General features: G+C 67.2%; 26 protein-coding genes. 6 read left to right on the forward strand and 20 right to left on the reverse strand.

From position 1 onward, the window contains the following. The first annotated feature begins 64 nt into the window (after nt 1-64). Together OC550_RS08950 and OC550_RS08955 are read left to right on the forward strand one after the other, a co-directional pair. Entirely contained in the window at nt 65-1,396 is a 1,332-nt protein-coding gene (locus tag OC550_RS08950) for a nicotinate phosphoribosyltransferase (protein ID WP_262105284.1), read from the forward strand. Next, complete coding sequence (locus OC550_RS08955; protein WP_262105286.1) at nt 1,393-2,013, forward strand: isochorismatase family protein; 621 nt, start codon at nt 1,393-1,395, stop codon at nt 2,011-2,013. The genes OC550_RS08950 and OC550_RS08955 overlap by 4 nt, the downstream gene beginning before the upstream one ends. A 33-nt stretch (nt 2,014-2,046) precedes the next feature. Here OC550_RS08955 and OC550_RS08960 read toward each other — a convergent pair whose 3' ends face one another. The 7 genes from OC550_RS08960 to OC550_RS08990 all read right to left on the reverse strand — a co-directional run bounded on the left by OC550_RS08960 (nt 2,047) and on the right by OC550_RS08990 (nt 10,558). Beyond that, entirely contained in the window at nt 2,047-3,831 is a 1,785-nt protein-coding gene (locus tag OC550_RS08960; RefSeq protein WP_262105288.1) for a DEAD/DEAH box helicase, read from the reverse strand. 110 nt (nt 3,832-3,941) lie between these two features. Next, nucleotides 3,942-4,253, reverse strand: coding sequence for a DUF3039 domain-containing protein (locus OC550_RS08965; RefSeq protein WP_262105290.1), 312 nt, complete (start codon nt 4,251-4,253; stop codon nt 3,942-3,944). A 34-nt stretch (nt 4,254-4,287) separates the two neighbouring features. Beyond that, the gene (locus OC550_RS08970; protein WP_262105291.1) at nt 4,288-5,859 is read right to left on the reverse strand and encodes a transporter; all 1,572 of its coding nucleotides are present in this window, start codon (nt 5,857-5,859) and stop codon (nt 4,288-4,290) included. Then, complete coding sequence (locus tag OC550_RS08975; RefSeq protein ID WP_262105293.1) at nt 5,841-6,695, reverse strand: ABC transporter ATP-binding protein; 855 nt, start codon at nt 6,693-6,695, stop codon at nt 5,841-5,843. Before OC550_RS08975 ends, OC550_RS08970 begins: the two co-directional genes overlap by 19 nt. A gap of 48 nt (nt 6,696-6,743) precedes the next feature. Continuing rightward, on the reverse strand, nt 6,744-7,844 hold the full coding sequence (locus tag OC550_RS08980; RefSeq protein ID WP_262105295.1) for an NADH:flavin oxidoreductase/NADH oxidase: 1,101 nt from the start codon (nt 7,842-7,844) through the stop codon (nt 6,744-6,746). Continuing rightward, nucleotides 7,845-8,807, reverse strand: a complete 963-nt coding sequence (locus OC550_RS08985) for a tetratricopeptide repeat protein (protein WP_262105297.1) — start codon at nt 8,805-8,807, stop codon at nt 7,845-7,847. 56 nt (nt 8,808-8,863) lie between these two features. Then, nucleotides 8,864-10,558: a hypothetical protein gene (locus OC550_RS08990; RefSeq protein ID WP_262105298.1), complete on the reverse strand. Its 1,695-nt coding sequence runs from the start codon at nt 10,556-10,558 to the stop codon at nt 8,864-8,866. 238 nt (nt 10,559-10,796) lie between these two features. Between OC550_RS08990 and OC550_RS08995 the strand changes: the two genes are divergently transcribed. Next, on the forward strand, nt 10,797-12,080 hold the full coding sequence (locus tag OC550_RS08995; RefSeq protein ID WP_262105300.1) for an AI-2E family transporter: 1,284 nt from the start codon (nt 10,797-10,799) through the stop codon (nt 12,078-12,080). Nucleotides 12,081-12,116: 36 nt separating this feature from the next. Here OC550_RS08995 and OC550_RS09000 read toward each other — a convergent pair whose 3' ends face one another. After that, nucleotides 12,117-12,446, reverse strand: coding sequence for a hypothetical protein (locus tag OC550_RS09000; protein WP_262105302.1), 330 nt, complete (start codon nt 12,444-12,446; stop codon nt 12,117-12,119). A 58-nt stretch (nt 12,447-12,504) separates the two neighbouring features. Between OC550_RS09000 and nucS the strand changes: the two genes are divergently transcribed. From nucS to OC550_RS09015, 3 genes are all read left to right on the forward strand, one after another. After that, nucleotides 12,505-13,200 (forward strand): endonuclease NucS, encoded by a 696-nt coding sequence (gene nucS / locus OC550_RS09005; RefSeq protein ID WP_262105304.1) that lies wholly within the window; start codon nt 12,505-12,507, stop codon nt 13,198-13,200. A 28-nt stretch (nt 13,201-13,228) separates the two neighbouring features. Then, on the forward strand, nt 13,229-14,446 hold the full coding sequence (locus OC550_RS09010; protein WP_262105305.1) for an N-acetylglucosamine-6-phosphate deacetylase: 1,218 nt from the start codon (nt 13,229-13,231) through the stop codon (nt 14,444-14,446). Between the two features lie 250 nt (nt 14,447-14,696). Beyond that, nucleotides 14,697-14,900: a cold-shock protein gene (locus OC550_RS09015; RefSeq protein WP_005268536.1), complete on the forward strand. Its 204-nt coding sequence runs from the start codon at nt 14,697-14,699 to the stop codon at nt 14,898-14,900. A 71-nt stretch (nt 14,901-14,971) separates the two neighbouring features. Here OC550_RS09015 and murA read toward each other — a convergent pair whose 3' ends face one another. From murA to OC550_RS09075, 12 genes are all read right to left on the reverse strand, one after another. After that, entirely contained in the window at nt 14,972-16,273 is a 1,302-nt protein-coding gene (gene murA / locus OC550_RS09020; RefSeq protein ID WP_262105308.1) for a UDP-N-acetylglucosamine 1-carboxyvinyltransferase, read from the reverse strand. A 91-nt stretch (nt 16,274-16,364) separates the two neighbouring features. Beyond that, entirely contained in the window at nt 16,365-16,796 is a 432-nt protein-coding gene (locus OC550_RS09025; protein ID WP_262105309.1) for a DUF2550 domain-containing protein, read from the reverse strand. Between the two features lie 18 nt (nt 16,797-16,814). Next, nucleotides 16,815-17,102 (reverse strand): F0F1 ATP synthase subunit epsilon, encoded by a 288-nt coding sequence (locus OC550_RS09030; RefSeq protein WP_262105310.1) that lies wholly within the window; start codon nt 17,100-17,102, stop codon nt 16,815-16,817. A 5-nt stretch (nt 17,103-17,107) separates the two neighbouring features. After that, the gene (gene atpD, locus OC550_RS09035) at nt 17,108-18,571 is read right to left on the reverse strand and encodes a F0F1 ATP synthase subunit beta (RefSeq protein WP_262105311.1); all 1,464 of its coding nucleotides are present in this window, start codon (nt 18,569-18,571) and stop codon (nt 17,108-17,110) included. A gap of 68 nt (nt 18,572-18,639) precedes the next feature. Continuing rightward, the gene (locus OC550_RS09040) at nt 18,640-19,533 is read right to left on the reverse strand and encodes a F0F1 ATP synthase subunit gamma (protein WP_262105312.1); all 894 of its coding nucleotides are present in this window, start codon (nt 19,531-19,533) and stop codon (nt 18,640-18,642) included. A gap of 92 nt (nt 19,534-19,625) precedes the next feature. Continuing rightward, nucleotides 19,626-21,263, reverse strand: coding sequence for a F0F1 ATP synthase subunit alpha (atpA, locus tag OC550_RS09045; protein WP_262105313.1), 1,638 nt, complete (start codon nt 21,261-21,263; stop codon nt 19,626-19,628). A gap of 101 nt (nt 21,264-21,364) precedes the next feature. Beyond that, nucleotides 21,365-22,180, reverse strand: a complete 816-nt coding sequence (locus OC550_RS09050; protein ID WP_262105314.1) for a F0F1 ATP synthase subunit delta — start codon at nt 22,178-22,180, stop codon at nt 21,365-21,367. Further along, nucleotides 22,180-22,743: a F0F1 ATP synthase subunit B gene (locus tag OC550_RS09055; RefSeq protein WP_262105316.1), complete on the reverse strand. Its 564-nt coding sequence runs from the start codon at nt 22,741-22,743 to the stop codon at nt 22,180-22,182. Before OC550_RS09055 ends, OC550_RS09050 begins: the two co-directional genes overlap by 1 nt. A gap of 46 nt (nt 22,744-22,789) precedes the next feature. Further along, entirely contained in the window at nt 22,790-22,993 is a 204-nt protein-coding gene (gene atpE / locus OC550_RS09060) for an ATP synthase F0 subunit C (protein ID WP_005268527.1), read from the reverse strand. 66 nt (nt 22,994-23,059) lie between these two features. Further along, nucleotides 23,060-23,866, reverse strand: a complete 807-nt coding sequence (gene atpB, locus OC550_RS09065) for a F0F1 ATP synthase subunit A (protein WP_262105319.1) — start codon at nt 23,864-23,866, stop codon at nt 23,060-23,062. Nucleotides 23,867-23,952: 86 nt separating this feature from the next. Next, nucleotides 23,953-24,210 carry a hypothetical protein gene (locus OC550_RS09070; protein ID WP_262105321.1) on the reverse strand — a complete coding sequence of 86 codons (258 nt, stop codon included), beginning with the start codon at nt 24,208-24,210 and terminating at the stop codon, nt 23,953-23,955. Then, nucleotides 24,200-24,709 (reverse strand): hypothetical protein, encoded by a 510-nt coding sequence (locus OC550_RS09075; protein ID WP_262105323.1) that lies wholly within the window; start codon nt 24,707-24,709, stop codon nt 24,200-24,202. The genes OC550_RS09070 and OC550_RS09075 overlap by 11 nt, the downstream gene beginning before the upstream one ends. Nucleotides 24,710-24,794 lie beyond the last annotated feature (85 nt).

Consider the following 24,794-nt stretch of genomic DNA (forward strand, 5'->3'; position numbering starts at 1 on the left):
CTGCCCCGCCGCCCGTTCGGCGCCCGGGTACTCAGAGCGCTGCAGCTTGATTAGAGTTTGATCTGTGAGTACCGAAACAGGCTGGGTTCCGCCCGCGACGTCCCTCTACACCGACCACTACGAGCTGACCATGCTGCAGGCCGCGCTGCGTTCGGGCGCCGCCCACCGGCGTTCGGTTTTCGAGGCTTTCGCCCGGCGGCTGCCGGACGGCCGGCGGTACGGCGTGGTGGCCGGCACCGGCCGCATCCTGGAAGGGATCCGCAACTTCACGTTCAGCTCGGACCAGCTGGAGTTCCTCGCCAGGACCAAGGTCGTGGACGCGCCGACCATCGACTGGCTGGCGGACTTCCGGTTCAGCGGCGATATCTACGGCTACACCGAGGGCGAAGCCTACTTCCCCTACTCCCCCATCCTCACCGTCGAGTCCAGCTTCGCCGAAGCATGCGTGCTCGAGACGTACATCCTCTCGATCCTCAACCACGACTGTGCCATTGCCTCGGCGGCCTCCCGGATGACGACCGCGGCCGGCGACCGGCCCTGCATCGAAATGGGCTCGCGCCGCACGCAGGAGGAGTCGGCCGTCGCCGCCGCCCGAGCCGCGATGATCGGCGGCTTCACCAGCACGTCCAACCTGGAGGCCGGGTACCGCTACGGCATCAAGACCGTGGGCACGGCCGCCCATTCCTTCACCATGCTGCACGACACGGAGCGGGAGGCCTTCGAGGCGCAGCTCGCGTCGCTGGGCCACGGCACCACGCTCCTGGTGGATACGTACGACGTCGAAACCGCGGTGCGCACCGCCGTCGAACTCGCCGGGCCGGAACTCGGCGGCGTCCGGCTGGATTCGGGCGACCTCGTGACCCAGGCACAGTGGGTACGCCGGCTGCTGGATGACCTCGGGAACCACAACACGCACATCACGGTCACGTCGGATCTGGACGAATACGCGATCGCCGCGCTGGCCTCGGCGCCGGTGGACTCCTACGGCGTCGGCACCGAGCTCGTCACCGGGTCCGGCGCCCCGACCGCGAGCATGGTGTACAAGCTGGTGAGCCGGGAGAACGACGACGGCGTCCAGGTTCCGGTGGCGAAGGCGGCCAAGAACAAGATCTCCAAGGGCGGCCGCAAGTACGCCCTGCGCCGCCTGGACGAGCGCGGCGTGGCCAGCGCGGAAGTCATCGGCATCGGCCACCGCCCCGATAGCGACAGCAATGACCGCTCGCTGCTGGAGCAGTTCGTCAAGAACGGCGAGCTGCTGCCGGGCTTCACCGGCGCGGAGGCCGTCCAGCGGGCCGCCGAACGGCATCGGCTCTCGCTCGCTGAACTGCCCGGAACGCACCGCCGGCTGCAGCGCGGCGAGGCAGTTATTCCCACGGAATTCGAGGAGCAGGCATGACACGGGCACTGGTCATAGTTGATGTGCAGAATGACTTCTGCGAGGGAGGAGCGCTGGGCGTCGAGGGCGGGGCGCAGGTCGCCGCGGACCTGAGCGAGCATCTGGAAAACAATGCCGCCGGCTACGACTTCGTGGTGGCCACCCAGGACTGGCATGTGGATCCGGGAAGCCACTTCTCCGACGACCCGGACTTCGTCGACAGCTGGCCGCGGCACTGCGTGGCCGGGTCGAAGGGGGCCCAGCTGCACCCGGAGCTGGACACAGACGAGATCGACGCGTACTTCCGCAAGGGCGCTTTCGAGGCCGCCTACTCCGGCTTCGAGGGCGTGCTGGCGCCGGAGGACGAAGTGGCCACGGGGGACCTGGAGGACGAGGATTCCGACGCGGCCGAGGACGTCATCTCACTGGACGACTGGCTGCGGCAGAACGACGTCGACGAAGTGGTCATCGCGGGAATCGCGACGGACTACTGCGTCCGGGCCACGGCGTTGGACGCGGTGCAGGCCGGCTACACCACCTCGGTGCTGCTGCCGCTGACGGCGGGCATCAATGCCGAGCGCGTCACCGCGAGCGTCGCCGAGCTGGAGGACAACGGGGTCGAAGTCATCCAGGACTGACGGCGGCCCGGGCAGGACTGACGGCGGCCCGGGCTACTTGCGGCCGATGAACCAGTCCTGGAGTTTCTTCAGGCGCTTGTTCAGCTGCTCCTCGTTCGCCTGGGCGACCGCCGGGCCGCCGCAGATCCGCCGCAGTTCCGAATGCACCACCCCATGCGGCATGCCTGAACGGGCCGACCAGGCGGAGACGTTCTTGGCCAGCTGGTTGCGCAGCTCCGTCAGCTGGCGGTGGTCGACGACGTGGGGTTCGGGAGCGGGAGCGGCTGCACCTTGGCGGCGCTTGCGCGACTGCTGCTCCTGCTGGCGCTGCCGCAGCAGCTGGCCGACCTGCTCGGCATCCAGGAGGCCCGGAATGCCGAGGAAATCGAGTTCGTCTTCCGAACCAAGCTCGCCGCCGGTGCCGAACTCGCCGCCGTCGAAGAGGACGCGGTCAAAGGACGCCTGCGATTCGAGGGCCTCGAACTTCTGCCGGGTGAGCTCGTCGGAGGCCTTCTCCTCGCGGTTGGCCTGCTCCATCAGGGCCTCTTCGGGGATGAAGCCCTCGTCGTTGTCCTTGTCCGGCCGGTCCAGCGCGTGGTCGCGCTCCAGCTCCATCTGGTTGGCCAGCTCCATCAGGTTCGGCACCGACGGCAGGAACACGGACGCGGTCTCGCCGCGCTTCCGGGCGCGGACGAAGCGGCCGATGGCCTGGGCGAAGAACAGGGGCGTCGCCGTCGACGTCGCATAGACGCCCACGGAAAGACGCGGGACGTCCACGCCTTCGGAGACCATGCGCACTGCGACCATCCAGCGCGTTTCCCCGGCGGAGAACTCCTCGATCTTTTCGGAGGCGCCGGCATCATCGGAGAGGATGACCGTGGGCGATTCGCCGGTGATCTTCTTCAGCTGGCCGGCGTAGGCCCGCGCGTCCTCGTGGTCCGTGGCGATGACCAGGCCGCCCGAGTCCGGGACGGTGCGGCGCACCTCGGTCAGGCGCTTGTCAGCGGCGGCCAGCACCGACGGAATCCACTGCCCCTGCGGGTTCAGCGCTGTCCGCCACGCCTGGGCGGTGATGTCCTTGGTGACGGCGGCTTCGCCCAATGACGCCGAGAACTCGTCCCCGGCGCTGGTCCGCCAGCGCATCTGGCCGGAATAGGCCATGAAGATCACGGGGCGCACCACGTGGTCCCGCAGGGCATTCCCGTAGCCGTAGGTGTAGTCCGCCTTGGAGCGGCGGATGCCGTCCCTGTCCTCGGCATACTCCACGAAGGGGATGGCGGCCGTGTCCGAACGGAACGGCGTGCCCGTGAGCGCGAGCCGCCGCGTGGCCGGATCGAACGCCTCGCGGATGCCGTCGCCCCAGCTGAGCGCGTCGCCGCCATGGTGGATCTCGTCGAGGATCACCAGCGTCCGGGCCGCCTCGGTTTTGGCCCGGTGCAGCATCGGCTTCATGGCCACCTGGGCATAAGTGACCGCGACGCCGATGAAATCCTTGCCGTGCTGGCCGTCGGAGTTCTTGAAGTTGGGGTCGATGGACAGGCCCACACGGGCGGCCGCATCGGCCCACTGGCGCTTGAGGTGGTCCGTGGGGGCGACGACGACGATCCGGTTGACGGTGCCGCGTTCCACGAGCTCCGTGGCAACCCGGAGCGCGAAAGTGGTCTTGCCTGCTCCGGGAGTTGCGACGGCGAGGAAGTCCCGGGGCGCGAGGGTGAAGTATTTTTCCAGCGCCTCGGCCTGCCACTGGCGCAGCTTGGGTGCGGTCCCCCACGCCGCGCGCTCCGGGTAGGCCGGAGGCAGCGCCGGGCCGGAACCGAAAAGAGTCGTCTCCTGGCTCATCTGGGCGAAAGCTCCTTGCAGTGCGGTTGATTGATCGTTTGCGGCATGCGGGCACGCCAAAGACACGGCCAGCCGGCGGGTCAGCCGGCTGGCCGAAGGCGTGTCAAACGCTACTTGTCGTTTCCGGAGCCATCCTTGCCCGGGCGGAGTCCTTCATAGATCTCCTTGCATTCCGGGCAGACGGGGAACTTTTTGGGATCCCGGCCGGGAACCCACACCTTACCGCAGAGCGCGATCACGGGCTCGCCCGAGAGCGCGGACTCCATGATCTTTTCCTTGCGCACGTAATGGGCAAACCGCTCCCGGTCGCCCGGCTCGAGCTCTTCGCGCTGCTCTTCCCGTTCAATCGTCGCGGTCGAACCGCCCGGCCCCTGGGGCTGGCGGTACGGGTCGTTCTCGAATGGATCAGGGGGCAAAGTCATGGGACCATCTTAGCCGCTCGTCTCCCTCGGCGGCTCACTTGTTGATCGCGACGGCCTGCAGCAGTTCCGGCGCGCGTCTGTCGTACCATGCCCCGCCGACCCGCACGCCAATCACCAGCAGGGCCGTGCCGAGCACCAGCCCCACCGCCAGCGCGAGCCAGCTGAACAGCGGCGCGCCGGTCAGCAGGGCTGCCAGCGCCAGGGCAGCTTCCGGCAGGGCGATCAGGACCAGCACCAGCATGCCCAGCATCTGCACGATCATCATCCGCGCGGTGGACCCCGGGGGTGTCTTGAAGGGGCTTTCGCCCGGCAGCGGCACGTTGTAGGTGTACCGAGCGGACACCACGCTGGACAGGCCCAGGCCGCTGAGCAGCACCCCCAGTGACAGTCCCAGCGTGGCCGGAAGCAGCTGCCAGGAACCGAGGAAGAAGAACGGCGCCACGGCGAAGACCAAGGTCACGGGCAGCGCGAACACCGCGCAGGCAATGACCCGGCCGGCCCGGTCCGCTCTTCCGCTGACACCGGAGGTGACGTGGAGGGCGAATGCGGTGTTGTCGTAGGAAATGTCCGCCGAGATCGCAAACGAGAGCAGGAACGCCATGATGGGCCCGAGCCACAGCATGAAGCCGAAGTCTCCCATGGGCGCGAACGCGAAGGCCATCACCACGGGAATCAGCGGGATGGAGATCAGGGAGGCCCCATAGCGCGGATCCTTGAACCAGTAGGTCAGCGCCCGCGCCGCCACCGCCCCCGTCGGCGTGGCGGAGAACCGGGAGAACCAGCCGAGCTTGCCGGCCCCGCGGCGCGTCACCGCGTTGTAGGGCGGCGTGACCAGGGCCCGGGCGAGACTGAGCTTCCACAGCCAGGCAATGAGCACCAGGAAGGCAACGCCGATGACGAAGCGCGCCGCCGCGGCGCCCCAATGGCCGACGGCGATGTCCCCGGGGACCGCCCAGATGCTGCCCAGCGGGGTCCACGCCAGCGTTTCGGCCAGGGCTGGCAGGAAGTCCTGCGAGCTCTCCAGCCCCTCCGTGATTCCGATGATGATCGGGCCGAGCAGCATGAGGGGAATGATGCCGATCACGCCGCTCAGGTCCTTGAACCGGCGCGAGCTCGCCAGCGTGGTCGAGGCCGAGGTCGTCAGGCGGGAAAGCAACACGGCGGTCAAAGCCGCTACGGCAGCGCAGACCACCGCGGCAATCATCGCCGCCGGATGCTGCCACCAGGCCGCGGCCTGCGCAAGCGAGGCGAGCAGCGTGACGGCTCCGGGAACGCCGATCAGCCCGCCCAGGGCCAGCCCCGCAAGCATCTGCGGCATCGGGATCGCGAAGGTCACGAAACGGGCCGGGTCCAGGGTCATGTCCACCCCGGTGGCAACCATCGGAATCAGCGCCCAGCCGAGGAAGACCGCGGATCCGGCGAGGATGATGGCCGTCCTGGCGACCTCCGGTTCGCCGCTGCCCAGGAAGACCAGCCCCACCAGCAGCATGCCGAGCACGCCCACGGCGTACACCGCGCCGAGGATGACGCCGACCAACTGCCAGGGGCTGCGCTTGAATCCGTTGCGCAGCAGGGTGAGTTTGAGCCTTAGGAGGTGCGCAACCACGACAGTCCTTCCGACTGGCCGCGGCCCCCGACCAGCTGGACAAAGCGGTCCTCAAGGCTGGCGCCGTCGCGGACCTCGTCCACCGTCCCGGCCGCCAGGACGTTTCCCTGCGCGATGACGGCCACGTGGTCGCACATGCGCTGCACCAGGTCCATGACGTGGCTGGAGACGATGACGGTGCCGCCGGAGGCAACATAGTCGTGGAGGATGTCGCGGATGTTGGCGGCCGATACCGGGTCGACAGCTTCGAACGGTTCGTCCAGGACCAGCAGCCTCGGCGCATGGATCAGGGCGGAAGCGAGCGCGATCTTCTTCGTCATGCCGGCGGAATAGTCCACGACCAGTGTCCCGGCGTCGTTGGCGAGGTCCAGGGCGCGCAGCAGATCCGCGACGCGGGAGGCCACCATGTCGCGGTCCATCCCCCGCAGCAGGCCGGCGTAGGTCACCAGCTGTTCGCCCGTGAGCCGGTCGAAGAGCCGCACGCCGTCCGGCAAGACGCCCATCAGTTTCTTGGCTGCCAGCGGCTGCGCCCAGACGTCGGTCCCGTGGACCCACACCTGTCCGTAGTCCGGACGCAGCATCCCGGTCGCCATGGACAACGTGGTGGTCTTTCCGGCGCCGTTCGGACCGACCAGGCCGTAGAAGGAACCCGACGGCACGTCAAGGTTGATTCCGTTGACCGCGATCTTCCCGCCGAAACGTTTGGCCAGGCCGCGCAGGGCCAGCGCAGGAGCCGCCGGCTGCGGATGGTGCGGGCCTGCGTCGCTGGCGCCCGTGCCGGGCAAGGGTTCCCGCGGCCCGGGGCCGGCAGGATGGACAAAGTCGGGCAAAGTCATGAGGCCAAACTAACAAGCGGCCCGCCATGATCACATCATCCGCAAGGACTAAAAATCCTCCGCCACGGCGGCGCGTTCATACTGCGCCGCCCAGGGCAGGTCCACGCCGAGTTCGACGGCGGCGCGCAGCCACCAATGCGGATCGCGGAGGGCGGCACGGGCCAGCAGGACCGCGTGGGCATCGCCGTCGGCGACGATCTGTTCGGCATGGCGCGCCGAGGAGATCAGGCCTACCGCGCCCACGGGCAGTCCGGTGGCCCGGCGGATCCGGGCAGCGAAAGGCACCTGGTAGCCGGGTTCCAGCGGAATCTGCAGCCCGGGGACGGCTCCGCCGCTCGAGACGTCGACCAGGTCCACACCGCGTTCGCCCGCGGCCAGCGCGATGGCCGCGACCTCGTCCGGTTCGAGCCCTCCCTGGGCCCAGTCCGAGGCCGAAACGCGCAGCAACAGCGGCATCCGGTCCGGGATGACGGTCCGCACGGCGTCCACCACGGCCAGCAGCAAGCGGCTCCGGTTGGCCGCGGAACCGCCCCACATGTCACCCCGCGTGTTCACGAGCGGACTCAGGAACTGGTGGAGCAGGTAGCCGTGGGCGGCGTGCAGTTCGATGGTGTCGAACCCGGCCCAGACCGCCCGGGCGGCGGCGGCCCGGAAATCATCGACCACGCCGGCGATGCCCGCCTCATCGAGCTCCTGCGGGGCGGCCAAGGGGCCGAAGGGTTCCGCGGTGGACCCCACCGTCTGCCAGCCTCCCTGGGCCGCCGGAACGCTGCCGCTTTCGGCGGCGAATGGCCAGTAGGTCGACGCCTTGCGGCCCGCATGGGCGAGCTGGATGCCGATCTTCGTACCGCCGGGACCGTTGCGGTGAACGAAATCCGTGATCCTGCTCCAGCGTTCGGCCTGCTCGTCCGTCCAGATGCCCGTGTCACGCGGGCTGATCCTGCCGGCGGCGTTGACCGCAGTGGCCTCGGTCAGGATGAGGGCCGCTCCCCCCGCAGCGAACTGTCCCAGGTGCACCAGGTGCCAGTCGTTCGGTGTTCCGGGCTCGTCGGCGCTGCGTACCGAGTACTGGCACATGGGCGCGACCCAGCCCCGGTGGGCCAGCGTGAGGCCGCGCAGCGTGAGGGGGCTGAACAGCTGCGAGGGCATTTAGAACAGGGCCCGGGCCAGCGCCTGGCGTGCCTTCGAGACGCGCGGGTCCGCCGTGCCGATCACTTCGAACAGCTCCACCAGGCGTGCCCGGGCGGCCTCCCGGTCCTCGCCGGAATGCAGGCCGACGAACTTCACCAGCCGGGCAAACGCATCTTCGACATGGCCGCCGGAGACATCGAGGTCCGCGACGGCCAGCTGCGCCGCCACGTCGTCCGGCGCAGAGGCCGCGGCTTCGCGAATCGCGTTGGCGTCCGCTCCCTCCAGGCGCTGCATCAGCTCCACCTGAGCGAGGCCGCTGCGGGCGTCGTTGTCCGCGGGTGCCTCGGCCAGGGCCTTGCGGTAGGCCGCAGCTGCGGCCGCATAGTTACCGGCCTCGATGGCGTCGAAGGCCTCCTGGTGCAGCGGCGGCAGCGGCGGCTCCTCCTGGGGTTCACCGGCGGCCGACGGCGCAGTGCCGGTGACGCCGTTCGCCTCGGCGACCTTGAGCAGTTCGGCGACGAAGGACCGCAGTTCCTCCTCGCTGGCGGCCCCCTGGAAGAGCGGAATCGGCTGCCCCTTGAGCAGCGCCACCGCCGCCGGAACGCTTTGCAGCTGGAACGCCTGGCCGATCTGCGGGTTGGCATCCACGTCCACGCGGCCCAGCACGAACCGGCCGGCGTACTCCGTGGCCACCTTCTCCGTGACGGCCGAAAGCTGCTGGGCCTGGTCGCTCCACGGCGCCGTCAGCTCAACGACGACGGGGACCTGCGCGGAGAGCTGGACCAGAGCCGAAAAGCTCTCCTGGTTGACCTCGACGATGTAGGCCGGGCGCCCTTGCGCCGATCCCTCCGGCTGGCCCGGACCGCCCTGTCCCGGAGCCGCTGCCGGAGCCTGCGGCCGCTTGAGCGACGACAGATCCACGGCCCCGCGGAGGTTGACAGATGCTGGCGCAGGGCCCCGCCCTGAAGCTGGAGTGGTCATGACATCACCCTAGTACGATCGCGGGCGGCGGAAGGAATCCGCCGCCCGCCTCCGCTCTACTTGAGCTTGGCGTCCACGAGGTCCTGCGCCACGCCGATGACCGAAATGGGATCCTTGGCCCCGGCCGGCGGGACGTAAACCGCCACGGACTCGCCGTACGTGACATCCACGCCCGACGTCGTGGAATCCTTCCCGGCCAGCGCGGCGAATTCGTCGGAGAGCTCGACGGTGGCACCGGGCTCGGCCGGAACGCTGCTCATGACATTGCGGATGTAGCCGAAAACCATGGCACCGCCGTCGGCCGTTTTCAGTGCCCGCACCGATTCCGAGTCCACCTTGCGGCTGAAGGTGATGTCTGCGTTCTTGTTCGCCTTGACCTGCGAGTCCTGGAAGGCGCGGATCTGCTCGGCGAAGGTGTTCTTGCCGACCTTGTCCTGGTTCTTGCCGGTGTTGAGGTTGGCGGCCAGCACTTCGAGCGCCTGCTGCGGCGCGTGGAGCAGGCCTTCCGCGGAGTCCGCGGCAATGGCCGGGGTTCCGCCGCCTTCGCTGGCGACCTGCGGGAAGGTGGTGCCGGGCAGCATCTGCACCGCCTCGACCATCTTGTAGTTGTCCCGCGGACCGGCCTGCGAGAGCACGATGACCTGCGGCACCGGGTTCTCCTTGCCCTGGGTGACGGCGACGGCGGTGCGCGGCCAGGCGGCGGTGGTTCCCACCATGGCGGTCTTCAGCGGCTCGGCTGACACCGGGGCGGGCGCTGCCACCTCGCCGTTTTCGGCGCGCACCGTGTAGTTCGCCGTGCGCAGGGTCAGCGCGGAACCGCCGACCCGCGGAGCCAGCTCCTTGGCGTCCCGCGCGGAGTCGCCTGCGCTCACCGCGGCCTCCACCGAGTCCAGGATCCGGTTGAGCTGCCCGTCCAGGAGCACGGGGTACGAATCGCCGGCTTCCTGCGGAGCGGCTGTCTCCCCCGCGTGGGCCGGCGGCAGGGCGTTGGCAGCAAGGAGGCCCGCGGCAGCAACGGCCAGCACCGGACGGGCCGACTCTGCTGCGCGGAGGCGGAGGCCGCTGCGCGCCGGCTGGCCCCCCGCCGTGCCGGAGGCCGTCGAGCCGGAGGCCTCAGCGGCCGCACGCCGGCCGGTCGGTTCGCCCGCGTCGGAGCCGGGTCCGCCCCGCCGGGCCAGTGCTGCGAGCGCCAGACCCAGCACCGCTAGCAGCGCGCCGACGATGACCAGGACGATTCCCCAGGGTGCGCTGTTGTCGTTCGGCCAGCTGACGGTGACGGCGGTCGGGGCGGGCTGCTTGCCGTCGGCTGCCAGCAGGATGGACCACTCGCCGTCCGCAGGCGCGATCCATCGGTGGTCGGTCTGGCCGTCGGCAGTTTCCTCGCTGACCCACAGGTCCGAACCGGCGGGATTGGGCACCTCGGCATCGCCCTTGACGGTCTCGGCCTGCAGCTGGCCGCCGTCGACGGTGGTGATGGAGGTATGGGCGGCCTTGCCGACCCAGGCATCGACGTCGCCCGCGCGTCCCACGGCAAGGAGGAACTCGCCGTCGGCCTCCACCGAAATGTCCACGCGCTCATCGTGGACGCCGAAGACTGCCGGTTCGATCACCGTCACCGGGGCCGTCGAATCTCCGGCCGAGTAGCTGGCCGAGAGCGTCTCTGGCGGGGCCCAGATGGTGCGGAACCCGATGCCCAGCAAGATGGCCGCGAGGCCGGCTGCGATCAGGGCGATTGCAGTCTTCGAACGCACAAAAAAACCTAACGTTTGTCACGGGAAGCGGACCTGACCACCAACTCAGCTGCGGACGCTGCCGCGCGCCGGCCGGCTGCTGCAGGCCGGGAGGTCAGTGTTTATAACCCTATGGTAACGAATTGCCTGTTAGAGTGCGTTGTCGGCTGTACCGGCCGCCGGGAGCGACGGGTAGGCCGATAGTCTTTCGCACAACGATCTTCCCGCTGCCGCGGGGCCGACTGAACAGGGCATTCGCTTGACGGAGCACGAGGAACGACCTGCCGGGCCGCAGGAGCCAGGCGACGGCGGCACGCCCGCAGGTGCCGCCGGGCCGGAGGCTGCCGCAGCACCCGGCCCGGGTGGCCGCAGGCCGGTCCTGCACGCCCTCGGCCGGCTCGGAGCGTCTTTCCCCCGGGCCCAGCCGCGCGTCCGCTTCGAGATGCCGCCGGATGCCCTGACGCCGGAGGAGGAAAAGGCAATGGCGGCCGCCGTCGGGACCCAGGGCGCGGCCCGCCACCCCATCCACTTCGGCTTCATGGGCACCGTCGGCGTGGGCCTGGCGCTGCTGCTGTATTTCATCCTCAGCAATGTCGGCCAGCTGCTGGGCTGGATTGCCGCCGCGCTCTTCATCTCTCTGGGCCTCGATCCGATCGTCCGCTGGCTGGAACAAAAAGGCCTGCCGCGGCCGGCGGGCGTCGTCGCCGTCGTTTTGGCCCTCGCGGGCGCGCTGGCCGCATTCTTTGCCACGCTCATCCCCACGATCGTGAACCAGACGGCACAGATCGTGGCCAACGGGCCGGAGTACGCCGACAACTTCCTCAATTCCGCGTTCTTCCAGTCCATCGACCAGCAGTTCCAGGTCCGCAGCCGCGTGGAGGAGGAAGTAGCCAAGTTCTTCGCCAACTCCGAGGCCGTGACCGGCATCTTCGGCGGGGTGCTCGGCGTCGGCAGCGCCGTCCTGCAGGGAGCCTTCGGAGTCCTGATTGTCCTGGTGCTGACCTTGTATTTCCTGGCGTCGCTGCCGGCCCTGAAGATCTGGGCGTACCGGCTCGCGCCGCGCTCCCGCCGCCAGCGGGTGCAGGTGCTCGCCGAGGAGATCACCGGAAGCGTCGGCAGCTACGTGATCGGGCAGGCCTGCGTCGCGCTCATCAACGCCACCGTGGCCTTCATCGCGATGAACATCGCGGGCGTCCCCTTCAGCGTCCTGCTGGCGTTCCTGGTCGCGCTGCTGGCATTCATCCCGCTGGTCGGAGCAATGATCGCCGGCGTCATGGTCTCGCTGGTGGCGCTGACGGTGAGCTGGCAGAACGCCGCGCTGTTTGCCGTGATCTACTTCGCCTACCTGCAGTTCGAGGCGTACTTCGTTTCGCCGCGGATCATGCAGCGTGCGGTGGCCGTTCCCGGGGCCGTGGCGGTCATCGCGGTCATTGCCGGCGGCACGCTGATGGGCGTGCTGGGCGCGCTGATGGCCATCCCGGCCGCCGCCGCGGTCATGCTCCTGCTAAAGGAAGTGGTGATCGTCCGGCAGGACCGGCGCTGAGTCCCGCGGGTCGGCAGGCGTTCAGCTCCGGTACGTTCAGCCCCGGTAACGGAAGCTGCGGGTCTTCCAGCAGTGATGGTGCCAGTGCCGCCGCTCGGACAGGGCCGCCTCGGCGCCAAACAGGGAATCTTCCCGCCAGGCCACGACATGCTCCACGCCGGGCGCGATGCTGAGGCCGCAGCCCGGGCAGCTGTAGTCCTTCACGGCGTTGCGCTGGGTGATCCGCCGCACATTCCACTCGCCGTCGGGCGCGCTCTGGCGCTCCGGAATGCCGAAGCGGGCCCGCTCCAGATCGAGCTCCGCGCCGCGGCTCCACTTGCCCGAAGGCTGGGCCGGCCGGCGACGCGGGCGATTGGAGCGGGGCATAGGCCCATTCTGCCCGCGTCCGGCGGGGCTCGACAAACTGACGGTAAGGTGGCCTACTGTGCGTCTCGTTATAGCCCGTTGCTCTGTTGATTACATCGGCCGCCTCCGCGCCCATTTGCCCCTGGCCACGCGGCTGCTCATGGTGAAGGCGGACGGCTCGGTCCTGATCCATTCCGACGGCGGCTCCTACAAGCCGCTCAACTGGATGAGCCCTCCCGCGACGCTCCGCGTGAACGAGCCGGTCGAGGGAGACAGCCCCGAGGGCGTCACCGAGGTATGGAACGTCCAGCACGCGAAGAGCGACGACCGCCTCGTCATCCACATTCACGAACAGCTGCACGAATTCAGCCATGACCTGGGCGTGGACCCGGGGCTGGTCAAGGACGGCGTGGAAGCCGACTTGCAGCGGCTGCTTGCGGAGCAGATCCACACCCTGGGCGACGGCTACTCGCTGATCCGCCGCGAATACATGACGGCCATCGGACCGGTCGACCTCCTGGCCCGCGACGCCGACGGCGGCACGGTCGCCGTGGAACTCAAGCGGCGGGGAGACATCGACGGCGTGGAGCAGCTGACCCGTTACCTCGAACTGCTGAACCGCGACCCGCTGCTGGCGCCCGTGAAGGGTGTTTTCGCCGCCCAGCAGATCAAGCCGCAGGCACGGGTCCTCGCCGAAGACCGCGGCATCGACTGCCTGACACTGGACTACGACGCCATGCGCGGGGTCGACGACATCGAGTCCCGGCTCTTCTGAGCCCAACGCCGGCGTTTAGACTGTCGGCATGGAAGCCAGCGGCCACATCGGAACGGGCGGCGCCTTCCTCCGCGGGCGGATCGTCAGCGACGGAACGGTCGTCGAGGACGGGGTCGTGGCGTACGACGGCGACCGCCTGGTTTTCGCGGGCCCGTATCCGGAGTTTTCACCGGAAGGGCGTCCACAGCATGAGCTGCCGGCCGGCAGCGTCCTGGTGCCCGGGCTCGTCGACATGCACTGCCACGGCGGGTACGGGGTCGACTTTTCCTCGGCGGACGACGGCGCCGTCCGCCGGGCTGCCGCGTTCCTGCACCGGAGCGGGACGACCACGCTGCTGGCGAGCGTGGTTCCGGGGCCGCCGGCCCAGGCACTGGCCGCCCTGCAGGTCCTCGCCGGACTCTGTGCCGACGGGCTGCTGGCCGGCATCCACGCCGAGGGGCCCTTCGTCTCGACCGAGTATTCCGGCGCCCTGGAGCCCGCACACCTCAGCGACCCGGACCTGGAGCTGCTGGCTCGGCTGATCGAAGCGGGCAGGGGCCGGCTCCGCACCATGACCTACGCCCCCGAGGTGCCCGGCGCCGACGAACTGGCCGATCAACTAACCGCCCACGGCGTCATCCCCTCGATCGGCCATACCGCCTGCGATTCCGCCACCGCCGCCGCGGCGCTGGCACGTGCGTCCGACGGGCTCGCGTCCGCCGGCTTCGACGGCTACAGCGTCCGCCCCACCGTGACGCATCTGTTCAACGGCATGCCGCCGCTGCACCACCGGTCCCCCGGGCCGGCGGCGGCCTGCCTGCGTGCCGCCGCCGCCGGGGCCGCAGCGGTGGAACTGATTGCCGACGGCACGCATCTGGATCCGCAGACCATCCTGACCGTTTTCGAACTCGTCGGAGCCGCCAACATCCTGCTGGTCTCCGATGCCATGGCGGCCGCGGGGCTCGACGACGGCGAGTACGGCCTCGGCGGCCGGCGGGTCACGGTGACCGGCGGCCGCGCGACCCTGGCCGGTACCGAGACACTCGCCGGCAGCACCTCGACCCTGCTGGATGTCGTCCGCACCGCCGTCGCTTCCGGCGTGCCGTACCCCGAAGCCCTGATGTCCGCAACGAGCGTGCCTGCCGCCGTCCTCGGCCTGGCGGACGAGGTGGGCAGCCTGCATGCCGGCTACCGCGCCGACGTCGTTGTCCTGACCCCGGAACTGCGGCTGCATGCCGTTCTCCGGAAGGGCCGCTGGCTGCCGTGAAGGCCGCAGAGAACTTTGGCTTAACAAAAGGTTGAATCTCGCAAGTGAGCGTTGACCTGCCCAAATGCCTATGTGATGCTTAACTCAGTCTTTGTGTAGGTGAGTTTTTCATGCTCGCAAGACATGTTGTTGCGAGCGTGAAGCTCCTCAAACGCCTCGGCAGCCTGCCGGACCTTGAGGTCTTCCGTGGAGTGACCAGGACCGGCGCAAAGGGCGCCGGTCTGAGAAGTACCGTTATGAGGAGAAATACATGGCACAGGGGACCGTGAAGTGGTTCAACGCTGAAAAGGGCTTCGGCTTCATCACTCCGGATGATTCCGAGGGCGACGTTTTCGTCCACTACTCCGAAATCCAGACCGGTGGATTCAAGACCTTGGATGAGAACCAGCGCGTGAGCTTCGAGATCGGCCAGGGCGCCAAGGGCCCCCAGGCGACCGGCGTTACCGTTATCTAGTCTCGTTTTAGCTTCCCGGCGCAGGCCGGACAGCAAGGAAGCCTCCCGGTCAGCCGGGAGGCTTCCTTGCTTCAACGCAGCAGCCTGGCCTTGGCCAGCGGATCCGCTTCGTTACCCCGCCGTTCGACGAGCGCCCCCAGGGCGCGGAGTTTCGCATCGAAATTCTCGTAGCCGCGGTCGATGTGGTCCACTCCCCTGACCTCCGTCATCCCGTCGGCAACCAGACCGGCGATCACGAGGGCCGCACCGGCACGGATATCGTTGGCTTCCACCGGCGCCCCGGAAAGCTGCGGGACCCCCTTGATGAGGGCGTGATGGCCGTCCAGCCGCACGATGGCGCCGAGGCGGGCCAGCTCATTCGTGAACCCCCAGCGCGCCTCGAAGACGTTCTCCGTCACCATTCCATTCCCCGTGGCCACGGCGTTCAGCGCGACCACGAAGGGCTGCAGGTCGGTGGGGAATCCGGGATAGGGCAACGTGGAAACGTTGATCGGCCACGGCCTTCCCGAGCCCTCCACGATGAAACCGTCCTGGCGGCGCTCCACCGCGCACCCGGCCTGCTCCAGTTTGTCTAGGACGACCCCCAGATGGGACGGGTCGGCGTGCCGGATATCGACCCGGCCGCCCGTTATCGCGGCCGCGAAGGCCCAGGTACCGGCGACGATGCGGTCCGGCACCGTGCGGTGCGTAACCGGCCGGAGGCGTTCGACGCCGGTAACCACCAGCGTGGGCGACCCGATCCCTTCGATGCGGGCGCCCATCGCGACCAGGAGGTGGGCGATGTCGGAAATTTCCGGCTCCCGCGCGGCATTGTCGATCGTCGTCACGCCCTCGGCCAGGGTGGCGGCCATCATCAGGTTTTCGGTGGCGCCGACCGAAGGGAAGGAAAGGCGGTGGTGCGCGGCTTTCAGCCCGTCGGGGGCCTTCGCTACCAGGTACCCGTGGTCGATGACGATCTCCGCGCCCATCAGCTCGAGTCCGCTGCGGTGCATGTCCAGGCCGCGGGATCCGATGGCGTCGCCGCCGGGAAGCGCCACCTCGGCCTGCCGGCACCGGGCCACCAGCGGACCCAGGACGGAGATGGAGGCCCGCATGGCCCGGACCAGGTCGTAGTCCGCCTGGTGCGCCGGCGCGGACGGAACGTCGATGTGCACAGCCGCCCGCTCGACGTCGTACTCCACGCCGCAGCCGAGCCGGCGCAGGAGTTCGGCCATGATCCAGACATCCTGGATGTTGGGCACATTGGTGATGGTGGAGCGGCCCTCGGCCAACAGCACAGCGGCCATCAGCTTCAGGACGCTGTTCTTGGCCCCGGCCACGTCGACCTGCCCGGAAAGCCGGGTGGGTCCGGTGACGACAATGACGTCTTCCATGGTGCTCATCCTAATAGGGGGTCAGATGGGTAAAACGAAAGCGGCCCCCGTCGGGAGCCGCTGTCTTCGGTCCATGCCCGCCGCGTGCCGCTCAGCGCCACGTTCCGATGCCGATCACGGGACCGGCTTCGAGCCAGGAGGACAGCCCGGCGTAGACATCGAAGTTCATCGCCAGCAGCAGTTCCTGCTTCTCGTGCGTCAGCATCACGACGATGGCTCCGGGCTGGATCCGCAGCCGTTCGTCCTCGGTGGGCTGGCGCCAGCCTTTCAGCTCGAGCGAACTGCGCCGGAACCGGTGGCGCGGGCGGGGGCTGAGCGAGAACAGCCGCAGCCATTCCAGGTGCTTGTCCGCATAACGACAAACCCCCATTTGCCAGCTGCCGGGCAGCAGGCAAATGGAGGCATCGAAGGTACCCAGGGCGCGCCGCAGTTGATAGCGGCGCACCCCGAAAGCCAGCAGCGCCAGGACGAGCAGCACGAACAATGCCGCAAGGACAACGAACGCGACGGATAGCTCGTTCACTGGCGCCGCCAGCTGGGCCTAAGCCTTGGCCAAGTCGTTGACCGTGGCGTTGTCCGCCACGATCACAACCCGGTTGCTGTCAACGGAGAAGAACCCGCCGTCGACGGTGACAGTGATGCGGTCGCCGTTGACGGGCTGGATGGCCAGTTCTCCGGGCGCAAGAATGGCCAGGACCGGAGTGTGGCCGGGCAGGATCCCGATCTCGCCGTCGGCGGTACGGGCCTTGACCAAGGACGCCGCCCCGGACCACACGAAGTGGTCCGCTGCGACAATCTCAACTTCCAGATCAGCTGTTTCGTTAGCCATGGGCTTTACTTACCGGTCTGTTCCTGGATCTTGGCCCAGTTCCGCTCGACATCGTCGAGGCCGCCGACGTTGAAGAAGGCCTGCTCGGCGATGTGGTCCAGCTCGCCGTCGCAGATGGCCTTGAAGCCTTCGACGGTGTCCTTGATGGAGACGGTCGAACCTTCGACGCCGGTGAACTGCTTGGCGGTGTAGGTGTTCTGCGACAGGAACTGCTGGATGCGGCGCGCGCGGGAGACGACGATCTTGTCTTCTTCGGACAGTTCGTCGACACCCAGGATCGCGATGATGTCCTGGAGTTCCTTGTTCTTCTGCAGGATCTGCTTCACGCGGATCGCCACATCGTAGTGCGCCTGGCCGATGTACTGCGGGTCCAGGATGCGCGAGGTGGAGGTCAGCGGGTCCACGGCCGGGTACAGACCGCGGGACGCGATTTCGCGCGAGAGTTCCGTGGTCGCATCCAGGTGGGCGAAGGTCGTTGCCGGAGCCGGGTCGGTGTAGTCGTCAGCAGGCACGTAGATGGCCTGCATGGACGTGATCGAGTGGCCCTTGGTCGAGGTGATGCGCTCCTGCAGGAGGCCCATTTCGTCGGCCAGGTTCGGCTGGTAGCCCACGGCGGACGGCATGCGGCCCAGCAGGGTCGACACCTCGGAACCGGCCTGGGTGAAGCGGAAGATGTTGTCGATGAAGAGCAGCACGTCCTGGTTCTGCACATCGCGGAAGTACTCCGCCATGGTCAGGGCCGACAGTGCCACGCGCAGGCGCGTTCCCGGCGGCTCGTCCATCTGGCCGAAGACAAGGGCGGTGTCCTTCAGGACGCCGGCCTCTTCCATTTCCACCCAGAGGTCATTGCCCTCACGGGTCCGCTCGCCGACGCCGGCGAACACGGAGGTACCGCCGAAGTTGCGGGCCACACGGGTGATCATTTCCTGGATCAGCACGGTCTTGCCGACGCCGGCGCCGCCGAACAGGCCGATCTTGCCGCCCTTGATGTACGGGGTCAGCAGGTCGATGACCTTGATGCCGGTCTCGAGGATCTCGGTGGAGCTTTCGAGGTCCGCGAAGCGGGGAGCCTTGCGGTGGATCGGCCAGCGCTCGGTGATTTCCAGCTGGCTCTCGTCGACGTCCAGCGGCTTGCCCAGCACGTTGAAGATGTGGCCCTTGACGCCGTCGCCGACCGGAACGGAAATCGGCGCGCCGGTGTTATGAACCGCCGTGCCGCGAACGAGGCCGTCCGTAGCCTGCAGCGAGATTGCGCGGACCAGGTTGTCGCCCAGGTGCTGCGAGGTCTCGAAGGTGATGGTGTGGGTCTCGCCGTTGAGGGTGATCTCGGCGGTCAGGGCGTTGTACATCTCGGGGATTGCGTCGGCCGGGAATTCGACGTCGACAACCGGGCCGATCACACGGGCGATACGGCCAGTGGCGCCCGAGGCGACGGAACCGGTTCCGTGCTCGATGGTTTGGGCAGTCATCTCTCTCACTTCTCAGTTAGATGCGTGGTTAAGTTTACGGTCTTGATGGAGTGCTTCGACTCCGGCGGTCAGGACCCACTCAGTGCGTCGGCGCCGCCGACAATCTCGGTGAGCTCCTGGGTGATCTCGGCCTGGCGTGCGTTGTTGCGCAAACGCGTGTACTTCTTGATCAGCTCGTTCGCGTTGTCGCCGGCGGACTTCATGGCCCGTTGGCGGTTGGCCAGCTCGCTGGCGGCAGCCTGGAGCAGCGCGGCAAAGATGCGCGACTCGATGTAGCGCGGCAGCAGAGCGTCCAGGACCTGCTCGGACTCGGGCTCGTACTCGTACAGCGGCAGCAACTCCGACTCCGACGTTGCCTCCTGCTCCACGACCTCCAGCGGGAGCAGGCGGATGACCGTCGGCTCCTGGGAAACCATGGACTTGAACCGCGTGTAGACGACGTGGATCTCGTCGACGCCGCCGTCTTCGTACGGCGTGTTGAAGGCTCCGAGGACCACATCGCCGATCTCGCGTGCAACGTCGAAGGACGGCGAATCGGTTCCGCCGGTCCATACCTGCTGGTAGTCAAGACCGCGGAAGTCGAAGTAAGCCTGCGCCTTGCGGCCGACGAGGTAGTGCCGGACTTCCTTGCCCTCTCCGCGCAGCAGCTCAGTCAGGGACTGTGCCTGCTTCAGGACCGAAGCCGAGTAAGACCCTGCCAGGCCGCGGTCCGAGGTCAGCACCAGCACGGCCGCCCGCCGGATCTGCTCCGGTTCGGTGGTCAGCGGATGGTCGATCTCGGACTGCGATGCCACAGCAGAAACGGCACGGGTAATCGCATTGGCGTAAGGCAGCGATGCAGCCACCCGGCTGCGGGCCTTGCCAATACGAGAGGCAGCGATCAGTTCCATCGCCTTGAACATCTTGCGCATCGAACTCGTCGAGGCGATCTTCTGGCGGTAGACCCGAATCTGGGCTCCCATACTTTTCCTTTCCTAATCCCCCCTGGCTGAGCGGGGCCGGGTTCTTCGCGCGGAGGGACGAACCCGTCCCCCGCTCAGCCAGCGAAAACGAATTAGCGCTTCTGCCGGACGATCTGTTCCTGGTCGACGGCGTCCTGGGCCAGAGCGTCGTACTCCTCATGGCCTGCACCGACGAGCTGGTTGTCGCCTTCACCGAAGAAGCCCTTCTTGAATTCGGTGATCTGCGCGGTCAGCTCCTCGATCGTGGAATCCTCGAGCACGTTGGTCTGCGCGATGGTCGTCAGTGCCTGCGACCGGTGGCGAAGGTGCTCCAGGAATTCCGACTCGAAGCGGTTGATGTCCTCAACCGGGACATCGTCAAGGAAGCCCTTGGTGCCGGCCCAGATGGAGACGACCTGCTCCTCGACGGGGAACGGCGAGTACTGGCCCTGCTTGAGCAGTTCCGTCAGGCGTGCGCCGCGCTCGAGCTGCTGCTTGGAAGCGGCATCGAGGTCCGAGGCGAACATGGCGAAGGCCTGCATGTCGCGGTACTGCGCCAGCTCCAGCTTCAAGGTACCCGAGACCTTCTTCATGGCCTTGACCTGGGCGGAACCGCCGACGCGGGACACCGAGATGCCGACGTCGACCGCGGGACGCTGGTTGGCGTTGAAGAGGTCCGACTGCAGGAAGATCTGGCCGTCGGTGATGGAGATGACGTTGGTCGGGATGTAGGCCGAAACGTCGTTGGCCTTGGTCTCGATCAGCGGCAGGCCGGTCATCGAACCAGCGCCCAGCTCGTCGGAGAGCTTGGCGCAACGCTCGAGGAGGCGGGAGTGCAAGTAGAAAACGTCGCCCGGGTAGGCTTCGCGTCCCGGCGGACGGCGAAGCAGGAGGGAAACGGCACGGTAGGCCTCGGCCTGCTTGGAGAGGTCATCGAACACGATCAGGACGTGCTTGCCGCCGTACATCCAGTGCTGGCCGATGGCCGAGCCGGCATAAGGAGCCAGGTACTTGAAGCCTGCCGGGTCGGATGCGGGAGAGGCCACGATGGTCGTGTACTCGAGCGCGCCCTTCTCTTCCAGGGTCTTGCGGACGGCCGCAATGGTGGACGCCTTCTGGCCGATGGCAACGTAGATGCAGCGGACCTGCTTGTTGACGTCGCCCGAATCCCAGTTGGCCTTCTGGTTGATGATCGTGTCGATCGCGATGGCGGACTTGCCGGTCTGGCGGTCTCCAATGATCAGCTGGCGCTGGCCGCGGCCGATCGGGATCATGGCATCGATGGCCTTGAGACCGGTCTGCATCGGCTCGTGCACCGACTTACGCTGGGTCACGCCCGGCGCCTGCAGTTCCAGGGCACGACGGCCCTCGGCCTCGATCGGTCCCAAGTCGTCGAGCGGTTCGCCGAGGGGATCGACGACGCGGCCGAGGAAGTTGTCACCGACGGGCACGGACAGGACTTCACCGGTGCGGTGGACTTCCATGCCTTCTTCGATGCCGGTGAACTCACCGAGGATAACGACACCGATTTCGCGGGTGTCGAGGTTCTGGGCCAGGCCCAGGATGCCGTTTTCGAAACGCAGCAGCTCGTTCGACATGGCGGAGGGAAGGCCCTCCACACGTGCGATGCCATCGCTGGCGGTGGTTACGCGGCCAACTTCAACGCGCTCGGCCGTTCCGGGTTCGTAGGATGCCGCGAACTCGTTCAGTGCATTACGGACGTCGTCGGCGTTGATGGTCAATTCGGCCATCTGCAGTCCCTGCTCTCCTATGTTGCGATCGCCGCCTGCGGCGACCTGTGTGTAATTCAGTCTGTGATGAGGCCGTGGCCAGCTCGTCCCTGCGGGACCAGCTAGACCGCGAGCTTCCGTTGAAGTTCCGCCAGGCGGGCAATGACCGATGAATCGACCACTTCGTCCCCGACCTGGACACGGACTCCGCCAACCAGCGATGGGTCAACGTTGACGTTGATCTTCAGCTCGCGGCCGTACAGCTTGTCCAGCCCTGCCTGCAGCCGCGCGATCTGACCCGGGGTCAGCGGACGGGCGGCGCTGACCTCGGCGATCCAGCGCTGCTGGCGCTGGGCGACAAGCTCCACGAAACGCTGGACGAGGGCAGTCGGCTTGAGTCCGCGCGGGGCGGACACGGCCTGGCTGATCAGGACCTGCGCTTCCGAACCGGCGTGCGGAACCAGCTTGAGGGCCAGCCGCACCTTGGCCTCGGACGATGCCTGAGGCTCCGACAGGGCTCGCTGCAGACCGTGGTCCGCATTGACCGCCCTGATGAAGCTGAACAGGTCGTTCTCCAGACCTTCGAGTCCGTCAAGGCCGGTGCCTTTGCTCTCCGCGACAGCGATCGCCGTAGTCGCCGCGAGGGTCTCCAGGGCATCACCAATGTCACGCGCTGAGGCCCACCGCGAAGCGGCCAGGCCCTCGACGACGGTCCGGGCGTCGGCAGAAACACTTCCGCCGAGCAGCTCCGAAACGAGCCGGGCTTTGTCCTTGCCTTCACGCGAGGGGTCAGTCAGGCTCCGGCGCAGTCCAGCATTGCTGTCCAGCAGGCCTAGGATTGCAAAGAGTTCCTCTGCCAGGGACAGTGGAGCCGTCGGCAGCTTGGCCTCAAGTTCCAGCTGTGCCGCTTTCAGTGACTCGCTCGATACACCTGCCATTAGTTCGCAGCACCTGCACTCTGGGACGCCGGCGCGGCCGTCTCGAGGTCGGCCAGGAAGCGGTCCACGACGCGAGCGGCGCGTGCATCATCGTTCAGGGACTCCCCGACGATTTTGCCTGCGAGCTCGGTGGCGAGGATGCCGACTTCGCTGCGCAGCGAAGTCACTGCGGTCTGGCGCTCGGCAGCGATCTGCACCTGTGCCTGGTCGCTGATGCGCGATGCCTCGGCAGCAGCCTTCTCCTTCAGATCCGCCAGGATCTGGGCGCCCTCTGCACGTGCTTCCTCGCGGATGCGGTTGGCTTCGGTGCGGGCATCCATCAGCTGCTGCTTGTACTCATCAAGGGCGGCGCTTGCCTCGGCCTGCGCGGCCTCGGCCTTGGCGATTCCGCCTTCGATTGCCTCGGCCCGCTCTGCATAGGTCTTCTCGAACGCCGGAACGACGTACTTGACGACAATGAACATGAGCACGGCGAAGCCAAGCAGCGTTACCAGGATTTCCCAGATGTTAGGGACCAGAGGGTTGACGCCCTCCGCGGCGGCGAGGATTACTGTCTCATTCATATCTCACCCGTCCTATCTACTCGGTTTGAAAAGTGCGCGATGCCGACTAGAGGACGAACGCGAACACCAGGCCGAGGATAGCCAGAGCTTCGGTCAGTGCCAGACCCAAAAAGGCGATCGGCTGCAGCACGCGCTGGGCCTCGGGCTGACGGGCAACTCCATTGATGTAAGCAGCGAATACCAGGCCCACACCGATGGCACCGCCGATGGCGGAGAGACCGTAACCTACGAGGTTGAGATTGCCTTCCATTATTTTCCTTTCAAGATGCCGCTAAGGGCAGGTTGTTTGGTTCAGGAGCTTCCCCAGAGGGGAAATTTAGTGTTCCTCGGCCAGGGAGCCTTGGATGTAGATCGCGGTCAGCAGCGTAAATACGTAGGCCTGCAGGACCTGGATCAGGATTTCGAAGAGGTACATGCCGACACCGCCGGCGAGCGTCAGGAGGCCCAGCGGCTTGAGCAGGAACTCGTCCTGGGTGAGCAGGAACGCGGAGCCCGCGCCTGCCAGCATGATGATCAAGTGGCCCGCCAGCATAGTGGCGAAAAGACGGAGGCTGTGCGTGACCGGACGGACCAGGAAGGTCGAGATGATTTCGATCAGGACAACCAGGGGCAGGATCGCCTTCGGGACACCGGACGGTACGACGGCCAGCTTGAAGTAGCCGATACCGTGCTTCTTGATGCCCAGGACGATCCAGGTCACGTACACGATGCCGGCCAGCGCGTAAGCGGTGCCCACGTGCGACGTCGTCGGCAACTGGATCAGCGGAATCGAGCCGAAGAGGTTGTTGACCAGGATGAAGAAGAACAGGGCGAACAGCAGCGGCACGAACGGCCTGTAGTCGCGTTCGCCGATGATGTCCTTGCCCACGGAGTTGCGGACGAAGTTGTAGCTCATTTCGCCGAGGAACTGCATCTTGCCGGGAACGAGCTTGCCGCGGCGGGCAGCCGCAACGAAGAACCAGGAAATCAGGACCACGGAAAGGAGCACCAGCAGCATCTGCTTTCCGAATCCTGTGCCGTATTCCGCGGCCCAAGGAAGGACTTCGGGAAGATGCATATCTTCGAGGGTTGGTGGGACGAAGCCACCTTCATCAGCGGCCGCCGGAAGCGCAAGCGCGATCAACGCGTTTCCTCTCTGCAGTGTCCATCATTGGGCGTTTCGGGGTGGCCTGCCGCCAAGGGCACGCCACCGTATGAAGTTGTTGGCATTTAGTTGTTGGTTTCCCGGCCCCCACGCCTGCGCTTGGGGCTGCGGGTGAGGTTGTGTTTTCGGGCCAGATAGTAGCCGCCGCCGGCGCCCAGAACGGCTCCGACGATGAACAGCCAGCGGGTATTCAACAGAAAGTCCAGCCCCCACCCTATCAAACCCCAGGCGATGATCCCGCCAATGATATAGGTGGCCAACGTGTTGCCGCCTTGGTATTTCCGGCCGCCGTTCGTGCTATCCGGGGAGGGCTCAGCCGGCATGCCGCTCGTCCTTTCCGGCAGTGCCGGGGGCACCCTCGGGAGAGTCAGCATAGATCTGGTACCGGACACGCGAAAAAGCGAAGACTTCGGCACCCTGCCATACGACCACCGCGACCACGGCCGCGATGAAGAACCAGGTGGTGTCCAGCCAGTCCGGCCTACCTGCGACGAAGAGCGCCGCGCCGAAGCCGACGACCTTAAGCACATACGTAGCGATGAACGCACCGATGGCACCCGAGGGATTGTTCCTGCCGACGAAATGTCCGACGAGCAGGCTGATGGCGAAGAACACCATGACCAGCGCCGCTCCAAGCAGAGCGCCGAGGGCCGCGTTGCCACCGGCGACGACGGCACCAAGGAGCATGACCAGCAAGGTGGCCGCACCGGCCGCCGCCGCCGCCTTGGCCAGGATGCTCAGCCAGGGAGAAGCGGTGGGACCCGCAGCCCGGATGGGTGCACCGGCAACGGCGCGGCGGCCGTTGGGTTCGCGTGCACTCATGGCTGTCCATTCAGTCAGTAGGCGGGGAAGACCGTTTTACCGGCCAGATGAATTCTACACGAGATAGAACTCGTTCGTTCCCCCG

The organism is Arthrobacter sp. Marseille-P9274 (genome assembly GCF_946892675.1).
In the GTDB taxonomy this organism is placed as follows: domain Bacteria; phylum Actinomycetota; class Actinomycetes; order Actinomycetales; family Micrococcaceae; genus Crystallibacter.

Coding starts and splice junctions, on each gene's coding strand:
- OC550_RS08985 (WP_262105297.1), bottom strand. CDS start 8,807: ATGACCACTCCAGCTTCAGGGCGGGGCCCTGCGCCAGCATCTGTCAAC.
- OC550_RS09050 (WP_262105314.1), bottom strand. CDS start 22,180: ATGGCAGGTGTATCGAGCGAGTCACTGAAAGCGGCACAGCTGGAACTT.
- OC550_RS08955 (WP_262105286.1), top strand. CDS start 1,393: ATGACACGGGCACTGGTCATAGTTGATGTGCAGAATGACTTCTGCGAG.
- atpA (WP_262105313.1), bottom strand. CDS start 21,263: ATGGCCGAATTGACCATCAACGCCGACGACGTCCGTAATGCACTGAAC.
- atpE (WP_005268527.1), bottom strand. CDS start 22,993: ATGGAAGGCAATCTCAACCTCGTAGGTTACGGTCTCTCCGCCATCGGC.
- OC550_RS09000 (WP_262105302.1), bottom strand. CDS start 12,446: ATGCCCCGCTCCAATCGCCCGCGTCGCCGGCCGGCCCAGCCTTCGGGC.
- OC550_RS09070 (WP_262105321.1), bottom strand. CDS start 24,210: ATGCCGGCTGAGCCCTCCCCGGATAGCACGAACGGCGGCCGGAAATAC.
- OC550_RS08960 (WP_262105288.1), bottom strand. CDS start 3,831: ATGAGCCAGGAGACGACTCTTTTCGGTTCCGGCCCGGCGCTGCCTCCG.
- OC550_RS09040 (WP_262105312.1), bottom strand. CDS start 19,533: ATGGGAGCCCAGATTCGGGTCTACCGCCAGAAGATCGCCTCGACGAGT.
- OC550_RS09010 (WP_262105305.1), top strand. CDS start 13,229: ATGGAAGCCAGCGGCCACATCGGAACGGGCGGCGCCTTCCTCCGCGGG.
- OC550_RS09015 (WP_005268536.1), top strand. CDS start 14,697: ATGGCACAGGGGACCGTGAAGTGGTTCAACGCTGAAAAGGGCTTCGGC.
- murA (WP_262105308.1), bottom strand. CDS start 16,273: ATGGAAGACGTCATTGTCGTCACCGGACCCACCCGGCTTTCCGGGCAG.
- OC550_RS09030 (WP_262105310.1), bottom strand. CDS start 17,102: ATGGCTAACGAAACAGCTGATCTGGAAGTTGAGATTGTCGCAGCGGAC.
- atpD (WP_262105311.1), bottom strand. CDS start 18,571: ATGACTGCCCAAACCATCGAGCACGGAACCGGTTCCGTCGCCTCGGGC.
- OC550_RS09075 (WP_262105323.1), bottom strand. CDS start 24,709: ATGAGTGCACGCGAACCCAACGGCCGCCGCGCCGTTGCCGGTGCACCC.
- OC550_RS08965 (WP_262105290.1), bottom strand. CDS start 4,253: ATGACTTTGCCCCCTGATCCATTCGAGAACGACCCGTACCGCCAGCCC.
- OC550_RS09055 (WP_262105316.1), bottom strand. CDS start 22,743: ATGAATGAGACAGTAATCCTCGCCGCCGCGGAGGGCGTCAACCCTCTG.
- OC550_RS08975 (WP_262105293.1), bottom strand. CDS start 6,695: ATGACTTTGCCCGACTTTGTCCATCCTGCCGGCCCCGGGCCGCGGGAA.
- OC550_RS08980 (WP_262105295.1), bottom strand. CDS start 7,844: ATGCCCTCGCAGCTGTTCAGCCCCCTCACGCTGCGCGGCCTCACGCTG.